25 protein-coding genes are annotated in these 25,749 nt (G+C 55.6%); 14 read left to right on the forward strand and 11 right to left on the reverse strand.

Annotation, left to right across the window (positions count from 1 at the left end):
- Window positions 1–6 precede the first annotated feature (6 nt).
- Window positions 7–1,236, forward strand: coding sequence for a class I SAM-dependent RNA methyltransferase (locus CU100_RS06550; protein ID WP_106715663.1), 1,230 nt, complete (start codon window positions 7–9; stop codon window positions 1,234–1,236).
- On the opposite strand, the gene tldD is transcribed toward CU100_RS06550, so the two are convergent.
- Window positions 1,237–2,649: a metalloprotease TldD gene (gene tldD, locus CU100_RS06555; RefSeq protein ID WP_106715664.1), complete on the reverse strand. Its 1,413-nt coding sequence runs from the start codon at window positions 2,647–2,649 to the stop codon at window positions 1,237–1,239.
- An 82-nt stretch (window positions 2,650–2,731) separates the two neighbouring features.
- Complete coding sequence (locus tag CU100_RS06560) at window positions 2,732–3,199, reverse strand: invasion associated locus B family protein (RefSeq protein ID WP_407070312.1); 468 nt, start codon at window positions 3,197–3,199, stop codon at window positions 2,732–2,734.
- A gap of 431 nt (window positions 3,200–3,630) precedes the next feature.
- Here CU100_RS06560 and coxB point away from each other — a divergent pair, with 431 nt between their 5' ends.
- From coxB to rnhA, 10 genes are all read left to right on the forward strand, one after another.
- On the forward strand, window positions 3,631–4,476 hold the full coding sequence (gene coxB / locus CU100_RS06565; protein ID WP_106716042.1) for a cytochrome c oxidase subunit II: 846 nt from the start codon (window positions 3,631–3,633) through the stop codon (window positions 4,474–4,476).
- Window positions 4,477–4,515: 39 nt separating this feature from the next.
- A complete protein-coding gene (ctaD, locus tag CU100_RS06570; protein ID WP_106715666.1) occupies window positions 4,516–6,168 on the forward strand; it encodes a cytochrome c oxidase subunit I in 1,653 nt (550 codons plus the stop codon).
- A 62-nt stretch (window positions 6,169–6,230) separates the two neighbouring features.
- Window positions 6,231–7,175 carry a heme o synthase gene (gene cyoE, locus CU100_RS06575; RefSeq protein ID WP_106716043.1) on the forward strand — a complete coding sequence of 315 codons (945 nt, stop codon included), beginning with the start codon at window positions 6,231–6,233 and terminating at the stop codon, window positions 7,173–7,175.
- Window positions 7,176–7,347: 172 nt separating this feature from the next.
- Complete coding sequence (locus tag CU100_RS06585) at window positions 7,348–7,950, forward strand: cytochrome c oxidase assembly protein (RefSeq protein WP_106715668.1); 603 nt, start codon at window positions 7,348–7,350, stop codon at window positions 7,948–7,950.
- A 56-nt stretch (window positions 7,951–8,006) separates the two neighbouring features.
- A complete protein-coding gene (locus tag CU100_RS06590; RefSeq protein WP_106715669.1) occupies window positions 8,007–8,885 on the forward strand; it encodes a cytochrome c oxidase subunit 3 in 879 nt (292 codons plus the stop codon).
- Window positions 8,886–9,018: 133 nt separating this feature from the next.
- On the forward strand, window positions 9,019–9,414 hold the full coding sequence (locus tag CU100_RS06595) for a DUF983 domain-containing protein (protein ID WP_106716044.1): 396 nt from the start codon (window positions 9,019–9,021) through the stop codon (window positions 9,412–9,414).
- Window positions 9,407–10,207: an SURF1 family protein gene (locus CU100_RS06600; protein ID WP_106715670.1), complete on the forward strand. Its 801-nt coding sequence runs from the start codon at window positions 9,407–9,409 to the stop codon at window positions 10,205–10,207. The genes CU100_RS06595 and CU100_RS06600 overlap by 8 nt, the downstream gene beginning before the upstream one ends.
- Before the next feature lie 50 nt (window positions 10,208–10,257).
- Window positions 10,258–11,259 (forward strand): 4-hydroxy-3-methylbut-2-enyl diphosphate reductase, encoded by a 1,002-nt coding sequence (gene ispH / locus CU100_RS06605; RefSeq protein WP_183635561.1) that lies wholly within the window; start codon window positions 10,258–10,260, stop codon window positions 11,257–11,259.
- Between the two features lie 8 nt (window positions 11,260–11,267).
- Window positions 11,268–12,248, forward strand: a complete 981-nt coding sequence (locus CU100_RS06610) for a homoserine kinase (RefSeq protein WP_106715672.1) — start codon at window positions 11,268–11,270, stop codon at window positions 12,246–12,248.
- A complete protein-coding gene (rnhA, locus tag CU100_RS06615; RefSeq protein WP_106715673.1) occupies window positions 12,245–12,700 on the forward strand; it encodes a ribonuclease HI in 456 nt (151 codons plus the stop codon). The genes CU100_RS06610 and rnhA overlap by 4 nt, the downstream gene beginning before the upstream one ends.
- Before the next feature lie 96 nt (window positions 12,701–12,796).
- Here rnhA and CU100_RS06620 read toward each other — a convergent pair whose 3' ends face one another.
- Together CU100_RS06620 and CU100_RS06625 are read right to left on the reverse strand one after the other, a co-directional pair.
- A complete protein-coding gene (locus CU100_RS06620) occupies window positions 12,797–13,282 on the reverse strand; it encodes a peroxiredoxin (RefSeq protein ID WP_106715674.1) in 486 nt (161 codons plus the stop codon).
- A 70-nt stretch (window positions 13,283–13,352) separates the two neighbouring features.
- Window positions 13,353–14,153, reverse strand: coding sequence for a protein-disulfide reductase DsbD domain-containing protein (locus CU100_RS06625; RefSeq protein ID WP_170113743.1), 801 nt, complete (start codon window positions 14,151–14,153; stop codon window positions 13,353–13,355).
- A 173-nt stretch (window positions 14,154–14,326) separates the two neighbouring features.
- Between CU100_RS06625 and CU100_RS06630 the strand changes: the two genes are divergently transcribed.
- Window positions 14,327–14,929, forward strand: coding sequence for a YqgE/AlgH family protein (locus CU100_RS06630; RefSeq protein ID WP_106716045.1), 603 nt, complete (start codon window positions 14,327–14,329; stop codon window positions 14,927–14,929).
- A 29-nt stretch (window positions 14,930–14,958) separates the two neighbouring features.
- Here CU100_RS06630 and CU100_RS06635 read toward each other — a convergent pair whose 3' ends face one another.
- Genes CU100_RS06635 through thrC form a run of 4 tightly spaced genes read right to left on the reverse strand, consistent with a single transcriptional unit; the run spans window position 14,959 to window position 21,182 of the window.
- The gene (locus tag CU100_RS06635) at window positions 14,959–17,838 is read right to left on the reverse strand and encodes a putative bifunctional diguanylate cyclase/phosphodiesterase (RefSeq protein WP_106715676.1); all 2,880 of its coding nucleotides are present in this window, start codon (window positions 17,836–17,838) and stop codon (window positions 14,959–14,961) included.
- Window positions 17,839–17,874: 36 nt separating this feature from the next.
- Window positions 17,875–18,459 (reverse strand): GNAT family N-acetyltransferase, encoded by a 585-nt coding sequence (locus CU100_RS06640; protein ID WP_106715677.1) that lies wholly within the window; start codon window positions 18,457–18,459, stop codon window positions 17,875–17,877.
- A 20-nt stretch (window positions 18,460–18,479) separates the two neighbouring features.
- The gene (locus CU100_RS06645) at window positions 18,480–19,775 is read right to left on the reverse strand and encodes a M16 family metallopeptidase (protein ID WP_106715678.1); all 1,296 of its coding nucleotides are present in this window, start codon (window positions 19,773–19,775) and stop codon (window positions 18,480–18,482) included.
- Window positions 19,776–21,182 carry a threonine synthase gene (thrC, locus tag CU100_RS06650; RefSeq protein WP_106716046.1) on the reverse strand — a complete coding sequence of 469 codons (1,407 nt, stop codon included), beginning with the start codon at window positions 21,180–21,182 and terminating at the stop codon, window positions 19,776–19,778.
- 143 nt (window positions 21,183–21,325) lie between these two features.
- Between thrC and CU100_RS06655 the strand changes: the two genes are divergently transcribed.
- On the forward strand, window positions 21,326–21,937 hold the full coding sequence (locus CU100_RS06655; protein WP_245418928.1) for a hypothetical protein: 612 nt from the start codon (window positions 21,326–21,328) through the stop codon (window positions 21,935–21,937).
- Window positions 21,938–21,974: 37 nt separating this feature from the next.
- On the opposite strand, the gene CU100_RS06660 is transcribed toward CU100_RS06655, so the two are convergent.
- Window positions 21,975–22,661: an HAD family hydrolase gene (locus tag CU100_RS06660; protein WP_106715679.1), complete on the reverse strand. Its 687-nt coding sequence runs from the start codon at window positions 22,659–22,661 to the stop codon at window positions 21,975–21,977.
- A gap of 205 nt (window positions 22,662–22,866) precedes the next feature.
- Between CU100_RS06660 and CU100_RS06665 the strand changes: the two genes are divergently transcribed.
- Window positions 22,867–24,000 (forward strand): site-specific DNA-methyltransferase, encoded by a 1,134-nt coding sequence (locus CU100_RS06665; RefSeq protein ID WP_106715680.1) that lies wholly within the window; start codon window positions 22,867–22,869, stop codon window positions 23,998–24,000.
- Window positions 24,001–24,009: 9 nt separating this feature from the next.
- On the opposite strand, the gene CU100_RS06670 is transcribed toward CU100_RS06665, so the two are convergent.
- Window positions 24,010–24,621, reverse strand: a complete 612-nt coding sequence (locus tag CU100_RS06670) for an HAD family hydrolase (RefSeq protein ID WP_106715681.1) — start codon at window positions 24,619–24,621, stop codon at window positions 24,010–24,012.
- Complete coding sequence (mutY, locus tag CU100_RS06675; protein WP_106715682.1) at window positions 24,618–25,694, reverse strand: A/G-specific adenine glycosylase; 1,077 nt, start codon at window positions 25,692–25,694, stop codon at window positions 24,618–24,620. The genes CU100_RS06670 and mutY overlap by 4 nt, the downstream gene beginning before the upstream one ends.
- Window positions 25,695–25,749: the final 55 nt, after the last annotated feature.

A 25,749-nucleotide genomic window follows, 5' to 3' on the forward strand; every position in this document is an offset into this window, starting at 1 on the left:
AATTCTATGAGTACGCGCGTAACAATCGAACGGATGGGCGCCGGCGGTGACGGCATTGCCATTACTTCGACAGGAAGCGCCTATGTGCCGTTTTCGTTGCCTGGCGAGGTCGCCAATGTGGCACTGGAAAATGGGCGCGCCACACTAATGGCGCTGCTGGAACCTTCGCCTGAGCGCATCGCACCCGCATGCAGGCACTTTGAAGAGTGCGGCAGTTGCACCCTGCAGCACTGGCAAGACGGCGCCTACAGAAAGTGGAAACGATCGCTCGTTCAGGATGCACTTGCAGCCAGGGGCTTGGATTTCACTCTCGATCCGCTCGTGGCCTGTGCGCCGCAGACGAGGCGCCGTGCGGTTTTTGCGGTCCGCACGAGTGAGCGCGGTGCCGTTTTCGGTTTCAACAGACATCTCAGTCACGAACTAATCGATATCGTCGAATGTTCGGTAACGGTGCCCGAGATCGTTTCGCGTCTTGATGATCTACGCGAGGTGGTTGCTGTACTTGGTGGCGGTATGAAAGCCTTCAAGCTGACAGTGACGTCGACGGCTTCAGGTCTGGATATCATGGCCACGGGGTGCGGCGCGCCCGACGCCGCGAAGCGCCAGGCTCTAACGGCATTGGTTATCAAGAAGGATTTTGCCAGGCTGAGCTTTGAAGGCGAAATCATCGTGGAGCCGCGAAAGCCCATCGTCCAATTCGGCAAAGTTCCGGTGTTTCTGCCCGCCGGAGGTTTTCTCCAGGCGACGATGCAAGCCGAATTGGCCATGTCTGAGTTGGTGACTGCTCATCTGGCCAAGGTCAAAAGGACGATCGATCTTTTTAGTGGCTCAGGCACCTTTACATTCAGAATGGCGGAGAATTCGGCGGTACATGCTGTTGAGGGCGAGCAGCCATCCGTTGATGCGATGGACCGTAGCATCCGTTATGTCCAGGGTCTGAAACCCGTTACGGTGGAGCGCCGTGACTTGTTCAGGCGGCCATTTTTGGCACGGGAGTTGAAGCCTTATTCCGGCCTCGTATTCGATCCGCCTCGTGCGGGCGCGGAAGCGCAGGCAATGGAGATCGCTAAATCCACGATACCGAAAGTGGTTGCCATATCGTGCAACCCCGTCACACTCGGCCGCGACTTGAGCATCCTCGTCAAGGGTGGATACAGAATTGACCGCGTTGTACCAATCGACCAATTTCTATGGTCATCGCACGTCGAAGCCGTAGCACTGCTCAGCAAGAAGTAATCAAACTGCCGTACCGCCTACGGTCATCTGATCCATACGCAAATGCGGCTGACCGACGCCAACCGGAACCCATTGGCCGCCCTTGCCGCAATTGCCGATACCCGTATCAAGTTGCAGGTCATTGCCGATCATGGAAATACGTTGCATCGCATCGGGTCCATTACCGATCAGCATCGCGCCCTTGACGGGTGCGCCGAGCTTGCCGTTCTCGATCATGTACGCCTCGGTACAGCCAAACACGAATTTGCCGGAGGTGATGTCCACTTGTCCGCCACCGAAAGAAACGGCATAGATGCCGTTCTTGACAGAGGCGATGATTTCTTCCGGGGTCTTATCCCCCCCAAGCATATACGTGTTCGTCATGCGAGGCATCGGCGCATGTGCATAGGATTCGCGACGCCCGTTGCCGGTGGGTTCCATTCCCATAAGTCGCGCGTTTTGCCGATCCTGCATATAGCCAACAAGAATGCCGTCATCGATCAAGACAGTCTTGTTGGTCGGCATGCCTTCGTCGTCGACAGTAAGCGAGCCACGCCGTTCGGAGATTGTGCCGTCGTCGACGACAGTCACGCCCTTCGATGCGACCTTCTGGCCAAGCAATCCTGCAAAAGCCGACGTTTTCTTACGGTTGAAATCGCCTTCCAAACCGTGACCTACCGCCTCGTGAAGCATCACGCCCGGCCAGCCGCTGGAAAGCACGATGTCGAATGTACCAGCCGGTGCGGGTATGGCCTCTAGATTGACCAAGGCCTGACGCAACGCCTCATCGGCAGCGTATTGCCACTTATCTGCGACGATAAATTCGCCAAAGCCCTTGCGACCACCCGCTCCGTAAGTGCCACTTTCCTGCCGCTCGCCATCGCCGACCACAACGGATACATTAAGGCGCACCATGGGGCGAACGTCACGCACGAAGTGCCCGTCTGCACGCAGGATTTCTACCTGCTGCCAGGAAGCTGCGAGCGAAACGGAAACCTGCCGCACCTTCGCATCCTTTGCCCGGAGATAGGCATCGATCTCCTGAAGAAGTTTTACCTTCGCCTCGAAACTTGGCGAGCCAAGTGGATTTTCGTCGCTGTAAAGGCTGCGATTGGTTCCGGGAGGAGCCGCAGTATAAGTTCCGGCATATCCGCTTCGTACAGCTGAAGCCGCATCCGAAGCACGCTTCAGCGCGCCGAGCGACAACTCACCTGCGTGAGCGTATCCCACCGAATCGCCGGCGACAGCACGCAGGCCAAAACCCTGATCCTGATTGAATGAACCGTTTTTTAGACGGCCATTGTCGAAGGCAAGTCCCTCTGACTCCCTGTACTCAATGAAGAGTTCGCCGTCGTCAGCCCCGTCAAGGCTTCGCTGGACGGTTTCGAGGACTTTTTCGCGGGGCGCGTCAAAACTGTCGATGAGGCTTTTCATGGATGGGTCCGGTTCAACTATATCGTATGAACCGGATGTAGGCCTTCCAGACGCCTACGACAACCGCAATCTTGTTTGAAAATCACGGGAGAGCGTCGAAGCCCTCGCCAAATCCGTTGAGTTCTACCGGAATGCCGATACCTTCTTCCGGTGTCTGGAAGACGATGAATGTCGCAGCCTTGCCGGTCTTCAACGTCTGGACTAGCTGATCCTCCAGAATAACCTCGGCATAGCAACCATCTTCAAAGCAGCGAACGAAATAGGCGCGGCCAATATCTTTGCCGTCCACATTGAGTCCAAGGCCATTGGGCAGGAGCACACCGAGAGGAGCAAGGACACGCAAGATTTTCGCCTTGTTGTCCGCAGTCTTCAATACAACCACGGAGAGGCCCATTTCCGGACGATCCGCCGCAACGACGTTCTGAATCAGCGCGCATTGTTCCGATTTCGCGCCTGCCGGCGTGTCGCAAAGGATCGACCAAGCCCCATGAGTGGATTTCACCGTGCCGCTTTGCTGGGCCGCCATTGCGGCACCCGCAACAACAGCCATTGACAGGGCAAGCAGACCGGCGGCGATGCTACGTAGCGCGAAAGAGAACATGTAGGCTCCAAACGAATCATCCAGACGTTAGACTGCTGCGCCCGGGATGGAAAGAATGCCGCGCGAATGCTCCCCAGCATAGCGGGCCCGGCAAGATGTCGTGTAGCCGAAAAATGGCCGGATTGTGAGCCAGATGGGCCGTCGCACCGCAAAATGCCTGCAAGAAAAGAAAAAACTGTGTGTTCGGGCAGTTAGGGGCCGCCAGCAGAAAACCCGCGCGCAAAAATGCCGCATGAGATCACGTTCGCCTTCCTTGCGATGTAAGCTAATGTGTGGTTTGAACGCGGCATATACCGGGCCAACATGCTGCCCGGTCCTAGTGTATGGAATCAATGCTTCATTCGGGAGATTTCTAGGTGAAGAAGAATATTGTCACACTGATGGGTGTCCTGAGTGGCCTGTTGAGTGCCGGAACCGCTCATGCAGCGCAGCCGGAGCCTTGGCAGATGACGTTCCAGCCAGCAGCTTCGGCAATCATGGAGCAAATCATCTGGTTCGAGCGCTACACGCTGTGGTTTATCGTTCCGATTACGCTCTTTGTGATGGTTCTGCTTGCTTGGGTTATGTTCCGCTATCGCGCCAGCGCGAATCCGGTTCCGTCAAAGACAAGTCACAATACGGCGGTTGAGATTATCTGGACGGTAGGTCCTGTCGTCGTCCTTTTATTTCTCGCGATCCCGTCCTTTCAGTTGCTGACGGCTCAATATTCGCCTGAAGACCCGAAGCTCACGATCAAGGCAACTGGCTATCAGTGGTATTGGGGTTACGAATATCAGGCTGGCGAGGCTCCCGTGTCGTTCGACTCCGTCATGTTGAAGGAGACCGATCGCGCGGCGACGGGGAAGGAAGACAAAAAGGCCTATCCGCGTCTGTTGGCCGTCGACAATGAAATGGTTGTTCCAGTTAACACGACTGTGCGGCTGCTGGTGACTGGCGCAGATGTCATCCACTCGTTCTCCATGCCTGCTTTCGGCGTGAAGATGGATGCAGTTGCCGGCCGCAGCAATGAGACATGGTTCAAGGCGGACAAGGAAGGCATGTATTACGGTCAGTGTTCGCAGATATGCGGCAAGGATCATGCCTTCATGCCGATCGCCATCCACGTCGTTTCCCAGGATAAGTACGACGCATGGTTCACAGCTGCGGGGAAAGACCTTCCTGGCGCGTACAAGACACTGGCCGCGGCGATCGACGCAGACAAGAATGTAAGCGTAGCTGGCAACTAAGCCGCTTCACGCGATTAAATTAGGAACGGGAGCACTTTGATGGCAGGTTCTGCAGCTCACGAAGCACACGACGCTCACAAGCCGACTGGCTGGACGCGTTGGGTCAATTCGACAAATCACAAGGACATAGGCACGCTTTACCTGATCTTCGCGATCATCGCCGGTATCATCGGCGGGTCGATCTCGATCGCTATGCGTGCCGAGCTGCAACAGCCTGGCATCCAGATATTCCATGGTCTTGCATCCATGGTATACGGCTACGAAGGCGACGCCGCTATCGATGCCGGCAAGCAGATGTACAACGTGTTCTCCACCGCACATGGCTTGATCATGATCTTCTTCATGGTCATGCCGGCACTCATTGGCGGATTTGCCAACTGGATGGTTCCGATCATGATCGGCGCGCCCGACATGGCATTCCCACGGATGAACAATATCTCGTTCTGGCTGCTTCCGCCCGCTCTCCTATTGTTGATCCTGTCGATGTTCGTACCTGGCCCTGCCGGCGGGTTCGGTACAGGCGGCGGCTGGACGATTTATCCGCCATACTCGACATCCGGTCAGCCTGGCCCAGCGATGGATTTCGCCATCCTCGCGCTTCATATTGCCGGTGCATCCTCGATCCTTGGCGCCATCAACTTCATCACGACCATCTTCAACATGCGCGCGCCCGGCATGACGTTGCACAAGATGCCGCTGTTTGCCTGGTCGGTCCTGATCACTGCGTTCCTGCTGTTGCTGGCGCTTCCTGTCCTAGCCGGTGGCATTACGATGCTGCTGACAGACCGCAATTTCGGAACCGCTTTCTTCGCGCCTGAAGGCGGCGGCGATCCCATTCTGTTCCAGCATCTCTTCTGGTTTTTCGGCCACCCGGAAGTTTACATCATGATCCTTCCCGCGTTCGGCATCATCAGCCACATCGTATCGACCTTCTCTAGAAAGCCGATCTTCGGCTACCTAGGGATGGCTTACGCCATGGTTGCCATTGGTGTTGTCGGCTTCATCGTCTGGGCGCATCACATGTACACTGTCGGGCTTTCCCTCGACACCCAGCGCTATTTCGTTTTTGCAACGATGGTCATCGCGGTACCGACGGGCGTCAAGATCTTCTCGTGGATCGCTACGATGTGGGGTGGTTCCATCGAGTTCAAGCCGCCAATGGTCTGGGCGATCGGCTTCATCTTCCTGTTCACCGTCGGCGGTGTTACCGGCGTTCAGCTCGCCAATGCAGGTCTCGATCGGTCGTTGCACGACACCTATTACGTGATCGCGCACTTTCACTACGTGCTCTCGTTGGGCGCTGTGTTCGGCATCTTCGCTGGCTGGTACTACTGGTTCCCGAAAATGACCGGCTACATGTACAACCACAAGATTGCGCACACGCATTTCTGGGTAATGTTCATTGGCGTCAATCTCGTGTTCTTCCCGCAGCATTTCCTCGGTCTCGCCGGCATGCCACGTCGCTACATCGACTACCCGGATGCATTCGCAGGCTGGAATGAGGTGTCGTCGATTGGTTCGTACATCTCCGGCGTTGGCGTTCTGATCTTCCTGTTTGGCGTGTTCGAGGCCTTCGCCAAGAAGCGCGAGGCAGGTGCCAATCCTTGGGGTGCGGGTGCGACGACGCTTGAATGGCAGCTCTCTTCACCTCCGCCGTTCCACCAGTGGGAGCAGCTTCCGCGGATCAAGTAACGATGGGTGCCGGGACTGATTTCAGAGGGTCCCGGCGTCCGCCAAAAGACAAGACAGATCGAATGGCTTTTATTGAGAAGAACGCAGATATCAGTTCGAGCACTGGCCTCTCGGAAGCCAGTGCATCGGATTATGTCGCGCTGCTCAAGCCGCGCGTGATGTCGCTAGTTGTTTTCACCGGCTTCGTCGGGATGATGGCGGCTCCGGGGCAGATCAACCCGGTTTTGGCGGCCATCGCCATATTGTGTATCGCCGTGGGCGCAGGTGCTTCCGGCGCACTCAACATGTGGTACGATTCCGACATCGACGCCGTGATGAAGCGTACCTCCCGGCGGCCGATTCCTGCCGGTCGTATCTCACGCCAGGAAGTGCTGACGTTTGGCCTTCTGCTCTCGGCCTTCTCCGTTGTGACGCTGGGCCTTTTCGTCAATCACCTGTCGGCCTTTCTCCTCGCCTTCACCATTTTCTTCTATGCGGTTATCTACACGATGTGGCTGAAGCGTACGACGCCGCAGAACATCGTCATCGGTGGTGCGGCGGGTGCATTCCCGCCCATGATAGGCTGGGCCGCGGTGACCAATTCGATCAGCATGGAAAGCGTCGTGCTTTTTCTGATCATCTTCCTTTGGACGCCGCCGCACTTCTGGGCATTGTCGCTGTTCATGTCGGATGATTATGAAAAGGCGAAGATACCGATGATGCCTAACGTTGCAGGTCCGGCATCGACAAAGTTCCAGATTTTTCTTTATACGCTTCTCGTTGCACCTGTCGGGATTCTCCCTTGGGTGATGGGATTCGCGGGTCCAGTCTACGGCGTTTTTTCTGCGGCAATGGGAGTTGCATTCCTCTCTGCAGCCTGGACGGTTTGGCAGGCTCCGGTCGGTGACGCGATGATTAAGCCCGCAAAGAAGATGTTTGCTTTTTCCATCTTTTATCTGTTCAGCCTTTACGCGGTACTTCTCGGCGAAATTCTGGTGAGCAAAGCATTATTGGTAGCGGGCTTATGAACATGAGTAACGATCTCGTAACTCTCACGGACAAGCAGAAGAAAGCACAGCGCAGCCGTTCCCTGGCATTGGCGTTGGCCTTGGCTGCGTTTGTGATTGTTGTTTATGTCGGCACGTGGGCGAAGATTGGTGCCAACCACTCTCAGACAGCGCCTGTAACGAGGCCTTTGCAATGAGCGCCGCTGTACAGAAGCGAAAGGTTTCGGACCGGACTATTGCGATCGCGTGTCTTGCCTTTTTCTTCGGCATGGTTGGCATGGCGTTTGCTGCCGTTCCTCTCTACGCGATGTTCTGTCAGGTCACAGGTTATGGCGGTACGACCCAGCGGGTCGATCAGATGTCCGATACAATACTCGACAAGAAAATCACCGTCCGCTTCGACGCTAATACATCTGGTGGTCTGCCGTGGAGTTTCGAACCAGTGCAGCGTGAGGTCACCATGAATATCGGCGAGACGAAGCTGATCAAATATGACGCCAGAAACATTGTTGAAAGACCGACTGCGGGACGAGCCTCATTCAATGTGACGCCGCAGGCGGCAGGAGCCTATTTCAACAAGGTCGAGTGCTTCTGCTTCACCGACACTGTCCTGCAGCCGGGCGAAGATCTCGAGATGCCAGTCGTCTTCTTTGTCGATCCGGACATTGTAAATGCCCCCGAATTGAAGGGCGTCAACACAATCACCCTGTCCTACACATTCTTTCCAATCCCAATGCCGGCACCAGTTGCTGCTAACGCCGGGGCCAAGAAGAATGACAATTCAGGACAGCTCTAAACAGCGCTGGTTCATTGCCGGCGCCCAACCAATAAACAGACCTTGCGGGGGTTAGAATGGCCGATACGCACCAAAAGAACCATGACTACCATATTATCGATCCCAGCCCGTGGCCCTTCCTTGGCTCGGTAGGCGCGTTCGTTCTCGCCATCGGTGGCATTGCTTACATGCGTTATCACAGCGGTGGCGAACTTGTCCTTTTCAACGCCAACCTGACAAGCCCCTGGATATTGCTGATAGGTGTCGCGATCGTACTTTACACGATGTATGGGTGGTGGTCCGACACGATAAAGGAAAGCAAGGAAGGTCATCACACTCGCGTCGTGTCGTTGCATCTGCGCTACGGCATGATCATGTTCATCGCGTCAGAAGTGATGTTCTTCGTCGCCTGGTTCTGGGCGTTCTTCGATGCCAGTCTATTTCCAGGAGAAGCAGCGCAAGTAGCGCGGACGGCCTTCACCGGCGGTGTATGGCCCCCAAAGGGTATTGAGGTTCTCGACCCCCTGCACCTGCCGCTTTATAATACGGTTATCCTGCTTTTGTCTGGCACGACGGTCACATGGGCGCACCATGCGCTGATCCACAGTGATCGCAAGGGCTTGATCACTGGCCTGACACTCACAGTGCTGCTTGGTCTGCTCTTTTCCTCAGTGCAGGCTTACGAATACATTCACGCTCCGTTTGCGTTCAAGGATTCGATCTACGGTGCGACGTTCTTCATGGCCACGGGATTCCACGGTTTCCACGTCATCGTCGGAACGATTTTCCTGGCCGTATGCTTGCTTCGTTCTCTCCGCGGTGACTTTACACCATCAAAGCATTTCGGCTTCGAGGCGGCCGCTTGGTATTGGCACTTTGTGGACGTGGTCTGGCTGTTCCTGTTCTTCTCGATTTATGTCTGGGCATCATGGGGTGCTCCGATAGCAGTGGAATAGGCGAATTCGTCTAAATTCTTGCGGGCGGTCGTGGGAACACGGCCGCTCTCTCTTTTTCAGCACATTTCTGGGCAACTATCGAAGGAAGACCGCAAAGCCAGAACTTCCTTTCCAGCTTCGAGAGCGAATGACAATGAACGAAGATTCGGCACTGTATCCGACAGTCTACCCGGTCACTGCCGGTCTAAAGGCGCGCTGCCCGCGATGCGGGCAGGGGAACTTGTTCAATGGCTTTCTTGAGCCGGCCAAGGGTTGTTCGAGCTGTGGACTTGACTACTCATTTATAGACACCGGGGAAGGGCCCGCGGTTCTGGTGATGCTCCTGGTCGGGTTTATCGTCGTGGGCCTTGCTCTGTGGATGGAGGTGACGTTTGATCCGCCCTTGTGGTTGCACTTCATTTTGTGGATACCCCTGGCGCTTGCCCTCTCTTTGTTGAGCTTGCGCTGGATGAAGGGTGTCCTGATCGCTTTGCAATACAAACACAAAGCCGCCGAGGGGCGGCTTGATCTATCGGCCTGCCATGACTGAGATAACTAAGGCACTGCGAAGTGAGGGTTTCCCTTGGATGAAGTTCATTCTGGGAGCGATTGTTTTCGCAATTCTGATTGCCCTTGGTACGTGGCAGGTCGAACGCCTGTTCTGGAAAGAAAGCTTGCTGGCTGAGATAGAAGCCAGAACCCACGCGAAACCGGTATCTCTTGCCGATGTCGAGACTATCTGGGCAACCCAGAGGGACGTCGATTATCGCACCGTTACTGTCACAGGACGGCTGCTCAACGACCGCGAGCGCCACTATTTCGCAACCTATGACGGTACCTCCGGCTTTTACATTTATACGCCGCTTTTGCTTGATGATGGTCGTGCGGTATTCATTAATCGCGGCTTTGTGCCTTATGATCGGAAGAACTCGGTTACTCGGCCTGCTGGCCAGATCGAGGGACAGGTGACGATCACCGGACTCGCCCGCAATCCGCTGGCTGAGAAGCCTTCTTCCGTTGTGCCGAACAACGACCTCGTGAGAAATGTCTATTATTGGAAGGACCTCCCGGTGATGGCGGGGCAATCAGGAATCGCCGATGATAAACTGATCCCGTTCTTCATCGATGCTGACAAGACCTCCAATCCGGGCGGGCTGCCAGTTGGCGGTGTCACGATTATCGACTTGCCAAACAGCCACCTGCAATATGCGATCACCTGGTATGGTCTCGCAATGACGCTCCTCGCGGTGGCCGGCGTTTCCCTTTGGCAACGATACCATCCTAAGGATCCAAGCGGCCCGGAAGCCGATCAATCTCAAGCTTCGGACTTGACTTCCCGCTAAATGCCGCCCAATTCCAACGACACCGCAACTCTTCCATGAGACTTGAATCGATGGCTCAAAAGAAACCACTGACAATCCGCCTGTGCGGGCCGCGCGGGTTTTGCGCCGGTGTGGATCGTGCCATCCAGATCGTGGTGCTGGCCTTGAAAAAGTATGGCGCGCCTGTCTACGTTCGACATGAAATTGTACACAACCGCTATGTCGTCGAAGGCCTGCAAGCCCGGGGTGCCGTTTTCGTAGAAGAGCTCGACGAAATACCTGCGGAGCATCGCAGTCAGCCCGTCGTTTTTTCCGCACATGGTGTACCGAAATCTGTTCCAACCGACGCCGAGAGCAAGAACCTCTTTTATCTTGATGCGACCTGCCCATTGGTATCCAAAGTTCATAAACAGGCCATGCGTCATCAGCGACTCGGACGGCACGTCATTCTCGTTGGCCACTCCGGCCATCCTGAGGTGATCGGCACCATGGGCCAGTTACCGGACGGGGCGGTGACTTTGATCGAAACCATCGATGACGCGGAAGTCTATGTTCCGCAGGATCCGGACAATCTCGGCTTCGTCACACAGACGACACTCTCCGTCGACGATACCGCGGGAATCATTGCGACTTTGCAGCGGCGTTTTCCAGCCTTGACCGCTCCAGCCGCGGAATCGATCTGCTACGCAACCACAAACCGCCAGGATGCCGTCAAGGCGGCGGCACCGGGCTGCGATCTTTTCCTCGTTGTCGGTGCGCCGAATTCTTCCAATTCGAAGCGACTGGTCGAGGTAGCCGAGCGTTCAGGAGCCTTGCAATCGCTGCTGGTCCAAAGAGCCAGCGACATCGATTGGTCAAGAGTCGGCGACGTTTCGGTGGTTGGGCTCTCCGCCGGGGCATCCGCGCCTGAAATTATTGTCGATGAAATCATCCAGTCATTCTCGGACCGGTATCTTGTGTCCATCGAACTAGCGGAAACAACCATCGAAACCGAGAACTTCCATGTAATGCGCGATTTGCGCGATGTGGAACTGACGAGCGCCGACATGGCTTTCGTCAACGGCAGCCGGTAAGAACCCATATGGCCGTTTACACTGACATCAACGAAATCGAGCTCGCGTATTTCCTCAAGGAATACGACATCGGTGACTTGCTTTCCTACAAGGGCATTGCCGAAGGCGTCGAGAACTCCAATTATCTGCTGCACACGAGCACTGGGTCTTATATTCTGACGTTGTATGAGAAACGGGTGAACAGCAATGATTTGCCGTTCTTTCTGGGTCTGATGCGTCATTTGGCGGGCAAGGGTATCAACTGTCCTCTGCCGGTCAACCGGAAGTCCGGTTCGAGCATTGGCGAGCTAGCCGGGCGTCCCGCCGCAATCGTCACGTTCCTCGAAGGGATGTGGATGCGCCGTCCGACCGTGCACCATTGCCATGCTTTGGGTGAGGCCATGGCGCGGATGCACTTGGCGGGCGAGGATTTCCCGATGCGTCGTCGAAACGCGCTCTCGGTCGATGGCTGGCGGCCGCTATGGGACAATTCCAAGGCTGGGGCGGATCGGGTGGAGTTCGGCCTTGCAAACGAAACAGAAGCCGATCTCGCGTTCTTTGAGGCCAATTGGCCCTCACACTTGCCTTCGGGCGTAATCCATGCCGATCTATTTCCAGACAATGTATTCTTCCTTGGGAACAGGCTGTCCGGGCTCATCGATTTCTATTTCGCCTGTACCGACCTACTCGCCTATGACGTCGCTGTCTGCCTGAATGCCTGGTGCTTCGAGAAGGATCATTCCTTCAATCTAACGAAGGGTGCCGCTTTGCTTCGTGGATATACTTCCGTGCGGTCTCTCTCTGATGACGAGGCGGCGAGCCTGCCTATTCTAGCACGTGGTTCGGCGCTGCGGTTCATGTTGACGAGGCTCTACGATTGGCTGAATACGCCGGAAGGTAGTCTGGTCGTCAAGAAAGATCCGATGGAGTACATCAGGAGAATGCGCTTTCACCGCCAGATCAAATCCCCTGAGGAATACGGTCTTGCCCTGGAGGGAGCGAGGACGTGAAGGAAATACAAGCTTTCACCGATGGAGCCTGTTCGGGAAATCCCGGCCCGGGGGGCTGGGGCGCCGTATTGCGCTGGAACGACAACGAGAAAGAGCTTTCCGGCGGGGAGGCTGACACAACCAATAATCGCATGGAATTGATGGCCGCGATCTCTGCGCTGAATGCGTTGAAAGAGCCTTGCCACGTCGACCTTTACACGGACTCCGTCTATGTCCGCGATGGGATATCGGGATGGATCGACGGCTGGAAACGCAATGGCTGGAAAACCGCTGCAAAAAAACCGGTCAAAAATGCTGAACTCTGGCAAGCATTGGATGAAGCGCGCAAGCGTCACAAGGTCGTCTGGCATTGGGTCAAGGGTCATGCTGGACACCCCGAGAACGAACGAGCCGATGAATTGGCTCGCGCAGGGATGGCTCCGTTCAAGCAGAAGCGAATACCGCAAGCTTGATTGACCACTGGAGAACTCAGTTCCGCTTGAGTGGGAGGCGTGGTCTGGGTGGCGGGGGCAGAACCAAATGGATTCGCCCCCATGAGCAACTTTATGTCAAAGTTGCTGCAGGATGGTCGCGGCGCTGGAGGTTGTCGCCTGACCGGTTGTCTCTTCGATGTTTAGCTGCTTGAGCACCCCGTCCTCGACAAGCATCGAATAGCGCCTGGAGCGTACGCCCATATAGCCAGCCGCCAGATCGACATCGAGGCCTACGGCTTTGGTGAAGGTGGCATTCCCGTCCGACAAATACTGTATCTTGCCTTCACCATTTGTCGCTTTCGCCCAAGCGCCCATGACGTGTGGATCATTGACGGAGACCACGACGATCGTGTCCACCCCTTTTGCCAGGATGGCATCGCGATTCTCGAGGTAGCCGGGCAAATGATTCATGCTGCAAGTTGGTGTGAATGCGCCGGGCACCGCGAACAGAACAACTCTCTTGCCCCCGAACAAAGCGTCAGAGCGGACTTCTCTGACACCGTCGTCTGATTTCATCTTGAATATTGCTTCGGGCAAACGCTCGCCTACCTGGATCGTCATGTATTTGCTTCCTTATCGGGGTGATGTGTCTGATGGCGCATAGGACGATTGTCTCGTAAAGTCGAGAACACTATTCCTCCACGCTTATTGTTCCTGAGACCGCATTCTGTCCCTGAACAAGCGTGTAGTTCAGTGGAGGTGTTCTCTTGTTTTTTCCCGATATGACAGGCACCGAGAACACAGCCTTGCTTGCCTCACGCGTCTTTAGTTTGGACATTCCCAGCGTGACCGTACCATCGCCTGCAACGAAAAGATCCACATCGCCATCTTCAGGAGGCAGAGCAACTGCTATGCGCACGCGATCGTCTTGACGTATCGCATTTAATGCGCCGAATGTCGCTGACGCTTCGCCCGGCAATTGCTCGAATGCAGAATCGATCAGCGTTCTAGTTAGCGCATTGGTTTCTCTGGTGTTGTCGACTGCAAAGTCAAACTCCGCTTTGACGGGAATGCAGATTGTCTCGCAAATCCCGAGAAATGCGTGGCCTTTCAGGTAAGCGGGCTTGCCAGGATCGATCAATGTAAAAGTGACTGGCAGAGAAACCGGCTTCTTGTATCCGGCCCAGCGAGTGCGCCCTTCCTCGAAGCGGTGCGGCGTGGGAAACGACAGGACGTAGCTTTTGATATTGGTGCTCCCGGCGAGGTCCAGTTCCGGCGGCACACCCGCGTCGCCCGGTTCCCGCCAATAAGTCTTCCAGCCAGGATCAAGCTGGATTTCTATAGCTCCGCGCATTTCCGGCGCGGGCTGCCCAGGATTGTCAACGATAAGTCTGACGTTGCCGCCGGGCGTTTTGGTCCAATCGGAACTGGCGGTATGGCCAGGCGTCGCAAACGCGAGCGTAGCGGCAAAAAGTAGCAGTTGTATTCTCATGTTCAGACCATTGCAGGCCTTTTGGGCGCGATCAAGGATGCGACTGAGTTTGCTCATCATTTCTGTGTGAGAAATTGCGCGCAGGGGTGTGCCTGCTTCTCCAATTCAGCATCATTTACAATTCGTTACCTAAAGCCGTTGTCATTTACAGAATCCTTGGTACCCTTATTGTCATGGATATTTTCAGAGACGCCAACAAAGAGACGGGATTTCTGAATGGTCAGTTCCTCCTTGCCATGCCGGGGATGGATGACAGCCGTTTTGCGCGCTCGGTAATCTACATCTGCGCGCACTCGGAAAAAGGCGCCATGGGATTGATCATCAATCGTGTTCAGGACATGGAGTTTTCAGATATTCTTGTTCAACTTGGCGTACTCGACGAGCAGCAGGCAATCATGATGCCCGAACGCACACGGGATTTTCTCGTGCGCAACGGCGGCCCTGTCGAAATGCGGCGCGGGTTTGTACTCCATTCCGACGACTACCTCACGGACTCGACCATGCCGGTGGCGGAGGAGATTTGCCTGACGGGAACTGTTGATATCCTCCGCGCTATCTCCGGCGGACGCGGGCCGCGGAAAGCGCTGATGACCCTGGGCTATTCTGGGTGGGCCTCGGGCCAGCTCGAAACCGAAATTGCCAATAATGGCTGGCTGACGTGCAAGGCACCGCAGGAACTGCTGTTCGACACGGATATTGACAGCAAGTATGACCGCATCCTCGCATATATGGGCGTTGACCCATCAAGGCTGGCCAGCGTCGCCGGTCACGCCTAGATCAGCTAAGTCCTCAGACGGTTTGTTCTCTAGGATGCCTTCGATTGCTGGAACTGTTCGCGCAGCAGTTTAGTGGCAACGTCGAGAGTCAATGGCGGGCTGAACATGAAACTTTGTGCATACTCGCAGCCCATCTGACGGAGTTGCAGAGCATCGCTTTCGTTCTCGATGCCTTCCGTTACAACGGACAGGCCGAGATCATGGGCCATACTGATCATCGAACGCAGCAACGTTACCTTTTGTGGCTGGTCGGCCTTTAGGAATGAACGGTCGATCTTGATCATGTCGAACGGGAACGAGGTGAGGTAGGAGAGGGAGGAATATCCTGTTCCGAAATCATCAAGGGAAACACCGACACCCATGGCCCTGATGCTGGAGAGCACGTAATTGGAGCGCTCGGGATTCTCCATCATCAACGACTCCGTCAGTTCGAGTTTTAGGCTCGCGGGATCGATCTGTGTTTGCAGCAGCACCGACCTTACGTCATCTATCAAATCCTGACGGATCAACTGACCGCTGGAAATGTTGACCGATACGAAAAGCGGCGAAGCTCCAAGATTGCGCTGCCAGGTGACGAGATCCTCCGCTGCGCGCTGCATGGCAAACAGACCTAGTTGCACGATCAGCCCGGAGCTTTCTGCAATCGGAATGAACTCCGAAGGTGGAATGGAACCGCGGCGCGGATGATCCCAGCGCATCAAAGCCTCGAATCCGGCGATGCTGTTGTCTTCCAGTCGGACGATTGGCTGATATGCCATGTGGATCTCGCGGCGTTCGAGGGCGCGGCGCAAATCCGATTCCAGCTGGAGCCGGTCGCTGCCAACGGCGCGGAAGGCGGGCCGGAACGGCTCGATGCGGTCGCCGCCAAATCGTTTGGCCTGGAACATTGCCAATTCTGCATCCTTGACCAGGTCCTCTGGTGAGGCGGCGCTGCCGCTCGTCCATGTAATCAGGCCTAGCGATGCAGTCAGGACAATTTCGCGCTTGGAGAAGGCAATGGGGGCACGAATAGCTTGCTTCACCGCTTCAGCGAATGCAGCAATCTTGGCAGGTTCGCTCTCGGAAACCAGAATGAGACCAAACTGATCCGCTGACAGCCGACTGAGTGTATCCTGCGGCCGCAACAGGCGATGCAGGCGGCGTGAGATGGTCAGAAGGAACGTGTCGCCAGCAGACATGCCGAGGCCGTCATTGACCTGTTTGAAGCGGTCAATGTCGATTATGAAAACAGTCGGGCGAATCTTGCTTTCGGTCTGCGCCATGGTGATGACGGAGCCCAGGCGATCAAGGAAAAGCTCGCGGTTAGGAAGGCCCGTCAGATTGTCATGAACAGCGTCGTGAAGAAGACGCTCTTCGGCCTTCTTTTGTTCGGTCACATCAATCAGCGTACCGACACAACGGACGATTTCGCCGTCCGATCCTATTACAGGCCGCGCCTTTAGTGAGTACCAGTAATAGTGACCATCATTGGCCCTTAGCCGGAATGTTTGCGAAATTCGGCCGCGTCTATTCTCCAGGATAACGTCTAGCGTCGTGCGAAAACGATCGCGGTCATCGGCGTGCAAGCTCGGCAGCCAGTTGCGGACTGCTCCGTGCAGCGAACTGGCAGAGGCTCCAAGAAAGTTGGTGAGGTCCGGAGTGGTGACTACGCGATCTCGCGGCACATCCCAGTCCCAGACGATGTCGCCGGACCCGATAATTGCGAGCGCTTGGCGCTCCACGTCCGAGAACAGGCCCTGTTGCAGCGCGCCACCGGAAAACGCGTGCTGCATGACAGTGAAGCCAATCAGGAGAACGATGAGAACGAGCCCTCCCGCAAGCGCTGGCTGGATAATATCATTGGCGAGAATTCCGGAAACGGTGAGCCAACTGCCCATCAACCATACGAGCAAAAGTATCCACGTCGGTATCAACATGATCGCGCGATCATAGCTGCGGAACGAGAAGAAACCGATCAGAACGATGCCGGAAATGATTGTCAGCGCGAAGGAGAAACGGGCGATACCGGCGGCAATCGGTGGATCGAAGATTGCGACCCCAGAGACGATGCCCAGCCCGAGAATCCAGGTCAGAGCACCATAGCTGAAATTATCGTGCCAGCGGTTGAGATTGAGATAGGTGAAGAGGAAGATCACCAGCGTGGCTGCCAAAGCCACCTCGGTTCCAGCGCGCCACATTTGTTCGTTGCCAGGCGTTATCTCTATCAGTTTGTTCCAAAAGCCGAAATCGACGCAGATGTAAGCGAGCACCGCCCATGCCAATGCGGCCGTTGCGGGAAAAAGCGAGGTGCCCTTGACGACGAACAGAATGGTAAGAAACAGCGCCAGCAGGCCGGCAATGCCGAGCAGAATGCCACGGTACAGGGTATAGGAATTGACCGTGTCCTTGTAAGCGTTGGGCTCCCAGACATAGACCTGCGGCAGGTTGGGCGAAGCGAGTTCGGCAACCAGGGTGATCACCGCTCCTGGATTGAGTGTGATCAAGAAAATATCGGCATCCTCGCTCGCCTGCCGGTCCAGCGCGAACCCTTCACTCGGTGTGATGGCCGCAATTCGGGTTGAACCGAGATCCGGCCAGATAAAACCGGAGCCGACCAGTCGGAAATGCGGCGCGACAATCAACCGGTCGATCTGCTCGTCCGTCGGATTGGCGAGAGCGAAAGCCGCCCAGTCTCCGGTCGAGCGTTTGTCATTCGCAGGCACCTCGATGCGCCTGACGATCCCGTTAGTGCCGGGTGCGGTGGAAACCTGGAAGGTTTCGCCCTGGTTCCGGTAGACCTCGACGGCTTTGGAAAGATCGAGCGCCGTGCTTTCCTTGGTGATTTTGATCGTCTCGAATGCACTTGCTGCCGACTGCATGGAAATCAGCACAATGACGAGCGCAAAAATCCGCGATAAGCCTTTCAGCATTCGTCCCGTCGATAATCCCACCGATACAACCTTTATTCACTTGCGCCGCAAATCGTCTTCGATCATCGAGAAGAGCAGATGATCTTGCCACGTACCATTTATCTTAAGGTAGGAGCGTAGCAGTCCTTCCCTCTGAAATCCGGCTTTTTCGAGAAGCCGGATTGATCTTTCATTACTCGGGATACAGGCAGCCTCCAGCCGGTGCAACCGTACCTTGGTAAAAGCGTAGGGTATGAGCAGTTTCAGCGCTTCATGCATGAAACCCTGTCCGGCAAAGGGTTCGCCGATCCAGTACCCGATCATGCCATTCTGCCCGACGCCGCGGCGGATATTGCCGAGCGTGATACCGCCAAGCAGGCGCGAATCCTTATTGCGGAAAAGAAAGAAGGGATGCGCCGTTCCAGCTGCCGCTTCTTCGTCATAGTGACGGATTCTATGCCTGAAGGCTCCTCGCTCCAGATCGTCGGCCGCCCATAGAGGTTCCCACGGCGAGAGGAACTCCCGGCTCTGTGCACGCAGGCTTGACCATGCGCGGTAATCGGAAAGTTGCGGGGGACGCAAATAGAGCCGCTCGCCCTGCAGGGGCGGCGCAGCGCTTTTCAGGAAGGGCAGGGCGATCATGGCCTTCGAGGCTCTAGCCGTCAGACCGCGATTTTTCGGGGACTTGCTGTTGCAGTAGTAAGCCCCTGGCGGACGTCGGCGAATTTCATCAGCGAACCGACCGGACCCACGGCGGCTACGGTCGGCGTTGTATCCAGGAAGAGGCGGCCCGCAAGATCCGTAAGACGCTCAGTGGTAATCTTCGACAAACGCTCGACGAGTTCCTCAGTCGAGACTGCATGCCCGTAGAGCAGCATCTGTCGCGCAATTTGCCCGGCCCTGCTAGCGGCACTCTCATGCGACATCAAGAGACTGGCTCGATATTGAGCACGTGCGCGGTTCAACTCTTCCTGACTTATGTTCCGGGCAGCTTCGTGCAACTCATTGAGAATGACAGGGACGAGCTTCTTAAGATGGTTGCGACCGGTTGCGGCATGAATCCCAAAAATGCCGGTATCGGAGAAACCCCAATGGAAGGCATAGACGGAATAACACAGACCACGCTTTTCGCGTACTTCCTGAAAAAGCCGGGAGGACATGCCGCCGCCAAGGATCATGGCGAGCAGCTGCGATGCGTAGAAGTCGCGGACGTGATAAGCGCGTCCTTCAAAGCCGATCACCACTTGCGCGTCCATCAAGTCACGTTGCTCGCGGAAATCGCCGCCAACATATTGCGAGAGATCTGGTTCCGGTGCGGTTGATTTGGAGCGGAAGGAACCGAGACGTTTTTCGACTTCCCGCACGAATTCATCGTGTCTCACACCGCCAGCTGCAACAACGACCATGCGCTCGGCGCTATATTGCTCATCCATATAGCCGCGAAGGTCCGCGGAAGAGAACGATTGTACGGTTTCCGGTGTACCAAGGATCGTTCGGCCGATGGTCTGCTCTTGGAACGCCGCTTCGGTGAAGCGGTCGAAGACGACATCATCGGGCGTGTCGTGCGCTGCTCCGATTTCCTGCATCACGACGTTCTTTTCGCGCTCCAGCTCGTCCGCATCGAACTTTGAACTGGTCATGATGTCGGTAAGGATATCGATAGCCAGAGGCATGTCATCGCGCAGCACACGAGCGTAGTACGACGTTGTCTCGACACTGGTGGCGGCATTGATCTCACCGCCTACATCTTCGATATCGGCTGCGATTTTCCACGCAGAACGATTTTCGGTCCCTTTGAACGCCATATGCTCGAGGAGATGAGCTATACCGTGTTGGTTCTTCGCCTCATTTCGCGATCCCGCCTTGACCCAGACGCCAAGGGCTACACTCTCCACATGCGGCATTGTCTCTGTCGCAATCGTCAAACCGTTGGAGAGGCGACTGATTTCAACGCCCATTCAATGCTCCTTACCCGCCGCTCTTGAATGTCGGCGGACATACTCTTCCACACTTTTAAGGTCGTTGGGAAGTACCGTGTACTGTTCTTTTCGTTGCATGAGATCACCCAGCCATAGGGGAAGAGCAGGACGAATACCGCTTGCAGCCTCGACTGCATCGGGAAACTTTGCCGGATGTGCTGTGGCGAGTACCACGCTTGGGGTTTCCTTCCCGGCCTTCTCCCGAGCGATTTTCAAACCGATTGCCGAATGTGGATCAAGCAGATAACCCGATTGCTTCAATACATTTGCAATCGCCTGGTCTGTTTCAGCTGTCGTGGAGCTCCCCGCATCGAACTCGGCACGGATTGCAGCAAGCACAGTGTCGGCAATCGTAAAGCTGCCTGATTGGTTCAAACCGCTCATCAATCGCCGGACCGCGGCGGCATCCCTGCCATGCGCTTCGAAGAGCAGGCGTTCGAAATTGGAAGAAACCTGTATGTCCATCGAAGGTGATGTTGTGTGTAACACGCCGCGAGTTTCATAGATCCCGGTTTCGATCGTTCGGGACAAAATATCGTTATCATTGGTCGCGATCACCAAACGATCGATCGGAAGGCCCATGCGTTTTGCGACGTAGCCTGCGAAAATATCGCCGAAGTTGCCCGTCGGAACGGTGAAAGAGATCGGCCGCTCAGGGCTCCCGAGCGACACCGCAGCCGTGAAATAGTAGACGATCTGCGGCATGATCCTTGCCCAGTTGATTGAATTCACGCCGGACAAAGAAAGGGAATCACGGAAGACAAGATCGTTGAACATGCCTTTGACCAGGGACTGGCAATCGTCGAAATTCCCGTCAATGGCCAGTGCGTGGACATTCGCTGCCGCCGATGTCGTCATCTGTCGCTGCTGTACCTGCGAAACGCGATTATGCGGAAACAGGATAAAGATATCGGTGCGGTCGCGGTTGGCAAATGCTTCGATTGCCGCGCCCCCCGTGTCACCGGAAGTGGCTCCAACAATCGTAGCACGCTCATTGCGCTCGGAAAGGATGCGGTCCATCAGTCGCGCCAGCAACTGCATGGCGACATCCTTGAAGGCGAGGGTCGGGCCATGAAAGAGTTCAAGTACAAACTCGTTATGCCCTGTCTGGACCAAGGGGCAGACCGCTTCGTGACGGAAAGTACCGTAGGCTTCATGTACCATCTCTTCGAAATCAGCTTGATCCAGATCGCCGGTAACGAAGGGCGTCAGCACCTCAATGGCAACTTCCGCGTAGCTCTTGCCACGCATGGAGCGGATTTCGGCTGGCGAAAACTGTGGAAATTGCTCCGGAAGATAAAGCCCGCCATCGCGCGCAAGGCCGGACAAAAGCGCATCGGAAAAGCCTAGAACCGGCGCCTCTCCACGGGTACTCACATATTTCATCTCGCTCGCCTCATGTTTTCGCTGGAATGTGCGGTCGCAACCCTTGTCAAAAAAGGCCGCAATGCCCGGTCGCATTATTTCCCTACCGTTGGTATAGAACACGCTCGTTCGTCAAGGTTCGTTCTTCAAGGAAAGTTCAGTTCATGAAGTCAGAAGCACAAAAATCTCTGCCCTTCTATCAACTTTGCGCCCCTATCTGCGCAATGATTTTTGCTCTGGGTCTTGCCGGTTGCTCCACCAGCGGGAGTAACGCAGACGATCCGAACAGCGAGCGAGCGCAACAGACTGCGGAAGCACAAAAACGTATAACAGCATCTGAACTGACTGCGTTCTGTCCTACCGTGACGATCCGCGAGGGTACCTCCGTCCTGACAAGCTACGGCAAAGCCGACAAGACGCCCGAGAACCTCGTTTTTCAGGCCTCGATCTCCAACCAGACCCGTTCATGTCAGTCTAACGATACGACCATGACCATGAATGTAGCCGTTGCAGGCAAGATCGTTCCCGGTCCAAAGTTCGCGCCTGGCACGATCACTGTGCCCATTCGTGTCGCAGTCATCCAGGGCACCGATGTTCTTTATTCCACCTTACACAAACAGGCTGTTTCGGCCAGTGATGCGAACGCTGCGACACAGTTCGTTTTTAACGATTCCGCTGTGAGCTTCCCCAAACCCACAGCACAAAATATTCAGGTGTTCATCGGATTTGATGAAGGCCCGGAAACGGCGTCCAAGGGCAAATCGAAGCCCAAGTGAGGCTGGCTGGCTCACGCCAGCCATTCAGCTCTTTGCTTCAGACCGCTTCGGACCAAACGGACATCGCCTCGATGACGGCTGGCAGATCGCGATGACGGCTGATCACCGTCTCTGCTCCGGCATCGGTGAGCTTGTCCGCGTGTCCCGGATAAGTGTGGGCGCCGCCTGTAAAACCGATCACCCGCATACCGGCAGCTCGGGCAGCGTGGACGCCATGGCTTGAGTCTTCGATGACAATGCAGCGGGCTGGGTCTACATCGAATTGCTTTGCTGCAAAAAGGTAAACGTCTGGAGCTGGCTTTGGCTTTTGTGCTCCGACCTCGCGCGCTGAGAAAATATGCGGTGCAAAGAGATCGTAGAGCGTGCTTTGCTCAAGCATCATCTTCAATGAAGAACTGATCGAGTTCGAAGCGATGCATTTGGGATAAGTCAAGGCGGCGATCACTTGTTCGGCGCCCTCGATCACGTTGAGCTCGTCACGCAATTTGTGGTCCATCTGCCGCGCAGACTCCTCGATCAGGGAGGCAGAGATCGGGATGCCAGACTCTTTTTCTACTTGAAGCAGAATATCCGTCCAGGTCAGGCCAGCAAAACGCTCTGCAATATCCTCCGGCTCGATAGGATAACCGGACTGCGTCAGAAGTTCAGATTCCACTTGCGCAGCAAGAACTTCAGAGTCGACGAGCACGCCGTCGCAGTCGAAAATAATCAGTTGGGGTTCCATTTAGTCATACCTGTTCGTGAAAAGTTGCCGCAACAGGTGCGGCGAAGTTCGTTGGGGGATGTCGGGCATCGAGTACACTCATATGGCCGTTGCGTCAAAGCTGGTCCCTGCGTCTTATCGATGCGATCCGTTTGCGCTTAACGCGATATTTACCGTGTGCGGTAACCATACCTTGTGTAACGCGTCTCCAGTAATCGAGTATCATATGTCCTTAGTACGTCTCTTGAATGATCTGCCTCAGGCAGCGCCGCAAACATCCTGGGTCGACACTATTCTCAAAGGCGATTGCGTCGCCGCTCTCAACCGTTTGCCCGATCATTCGATCGATATTATCTTTGCAGACCCGCCGTATAATCTTCAGCTCGAGGGCGATCTGCATCGGCCTGACCAGTCAAAGGTTGATGCGGTCAACGATCACTGGGACCAGTTTGAAAGCTTCCAGGCCTATGATGCCTTTACACGCGCCTGGCTTCTCGCATGCCGCCGCGTGTTGAAGCCAAACGGAACGATTTGGGTCATTGGCTCCTACCACAACATCTTCCGCGTCGGCGCGACTATGCAGGATCTCGGATTCTGGATGCTCAATGACATCATCTGGCGCAAGAACAATCCAATGCCGAATTTTCGCGGCCGCCGGTTCCAGAACGCCCACGAGACAATGATATGGGCGTCGCGCGATCAGAAATCAAAGGGCTACACTTTTAACTACGAGGCCATGAAGGCTGCCAACGACGATCTTCAGATGCGCTCGGATTGGCTTTTTCCGATTTGCACAGGCGGGGAACGTCTTAAAGATGAGAATGGCGACAAGATACACCCAACCCAAAAACCCGAAGCCTTGCTGGCGCGGATTCTCATGGCTTCATCGAAACCAGGGGATATCATTCTCGATCCGTTCTTCGGATCGGGAACAACCGGTGCCGTCGCCAAACGGCTCGGACGGCATTTTGTCGGTATCGAGCGGGAACAGAAATATATCGATGCTGCGACGGCTCGCATCGCTGCGGTGGATACACTAGCGGGTGCCGATCTCACCGTGATGACCAGCAAACGGGCCGAGCCGCGCGTAGCATTTGGCAGCATTGTCGAATCCGGCATGCTGAAGCCTGGTGTGGTCCTGAGCGACGCGCGCAGGCGTCATGCTGCAATTGTCCGCGCCGATGGTTCGGTAACCAATGGTGGCGATGCCGGATCGATCCATCGCATGGGCGCCAAAGCGCAGGGGCTCGACGCTTGCAATGGCTGGACGTTCTGGCACTTCGAAGATGCTGGCGTGCTGAAGCCGATTGACGAACTGCGCAAACTGGTACGCACCGGGCTCATCTCCGCTGGCGGATAAACTCCAGGATCAGACGCGAATTCCGAGGTTACCAAGATCGGACTTGAGCGTTTCCGGATCAATGAATCGTATCGACTGCCAACCGGCCGCCTGAGCGCCGGCAACGTTCTTCGGGCTGTCGTCGATGAAAAGCGTTGCGGATGGTTCAAGACCGAAGGTGGCGACGTGGTGGTCGTAGATCGCCTTATCCGGCTTGAGCAGGCCGACATCCCCCGAAATCGTAACGCCGCGGCTCTCGGTCAGAAACGGGTAGCGCTCCCAAGCCTCCCGTAACGTATCCGAGGCGAAGTTGGTAAGCATCGTGACGTCCTGCCCGTCGGCAATCAGCTTGCGCATTATCTCAACGCTTCCATCGATAGAATGGGGAACCATCATGTGCCAGTTCCGGCGGAATGCGCGTATGTGATGTTCGCGGTCAGGAAAATCTGCAATGAGCAGCGCTTCCGCCTCCGCCCAATTCCGTCCGCGGTCTTGCTCGATGTTCCAATCATGGGTGCAGACATTGTCGAAGAACCACTTGCGCTCGGTGGCATCCGGAATGATATCCCGGAACGCTGCGTCCGGATCATAGTGGATAAGAACCATGCCGATGTCGAAAACGATATGCTTGACCTGTGTCATCCTGCTTTTCTTCTCCTGGCGAACGCATCTGGAACGGCGGCTGCAATGGCCTTTTTCATGACCGTGGGCAAGGCTTCATCTCCCAGATTTGCGACTTTCACCCACCAGCCACCTGATACATGCGCTTTCTCTACCTCATCGGCCTTGTAGATATTAAGACGCAGTTCGAAATGGGTGAACACATGGCTGATACTGCCGGCGGCAATCCAGTTTGCCGCAAAAGGAGCAGCATCCAGCCCTGTTTCCCCGTCGACGCGTGCCGTCCATTGCGTCGTTGGAACTTCCGACATGCCCCCGAGCAGGCCTGTTTCAACACGGCTGCGAAGGTGAATCTCATCATCGGCAAGTGCAACGAAAGCCGCACCGACTCGAATGGGCTTCTCTTTTTTGGGCGCCTTCACCGGAAATAACTCCGGGTCGGTGCTTTGTAGCGCCTGACAATTGTCATTCAAGGGGCATATAGCGCATGCAGGCCGTCTTGGAGTACAGATCGTTGCGCCTAAATCCATCATTGCCTGCGCAAAATCCCCTGATCTCTCCTGAGGTGTAAGCGCCTGCATACGCATGCGGATTTCAGTTTTTGCAAGTGGTAGGGGCGTAGCGATAGCATAAAGCCGCGTTACGACGCGCTCCACATTACCGTCGACAACCGCTGCCGGCACATCAAACGCGATCGAGGCAATTGCGGCCGCCGTGTAGTCCCCGATCCCCGGGAGGGATTTAAGGCCGGGAAGATCGGACGGAAAGCGTCCGCCGTGCTCTGAAACGATGATATCGGCACATTTTTTCAGATTTCGCGCGCGTGAGTAATAACCAAGGCCGGCCCAGGCGCGCAGGACGTCGTCCTGACTGGCTGCCCCGAGATCGCCAACCGTTGGCCACCGCTTGGTGAAGGCAAGGAAGTAGGATTTGACGGCTTCTACCGTGGTCTGCTGCAACATGATCTCGGAGAGCCAGATGCGGTAGGGATCAATCGGTGCACCCAAGCGGCGCTCGCGCGGCGAAATGCGCCATGGTAGAGTTCTGTGATAAGAATCATACCAGACGAGCGAGCGGGCGGTTATTGGTTGCATCAGTTCCAAACTACGCTACACGGGTCTCTGTCGGGGTGTTACAAATCGGTTGCCA

The organism is Phyllobacterium endophyticum (genome assembly GCF_003010935.1).
Taxonomy (GTDB): domain Bacteria; phylum Pseudomonadota; class Alphaproteobacteria; order Rhizobiales; family Rhizobiaceae; genus Phyllobacterium; species Phyllobacterium endophyticum.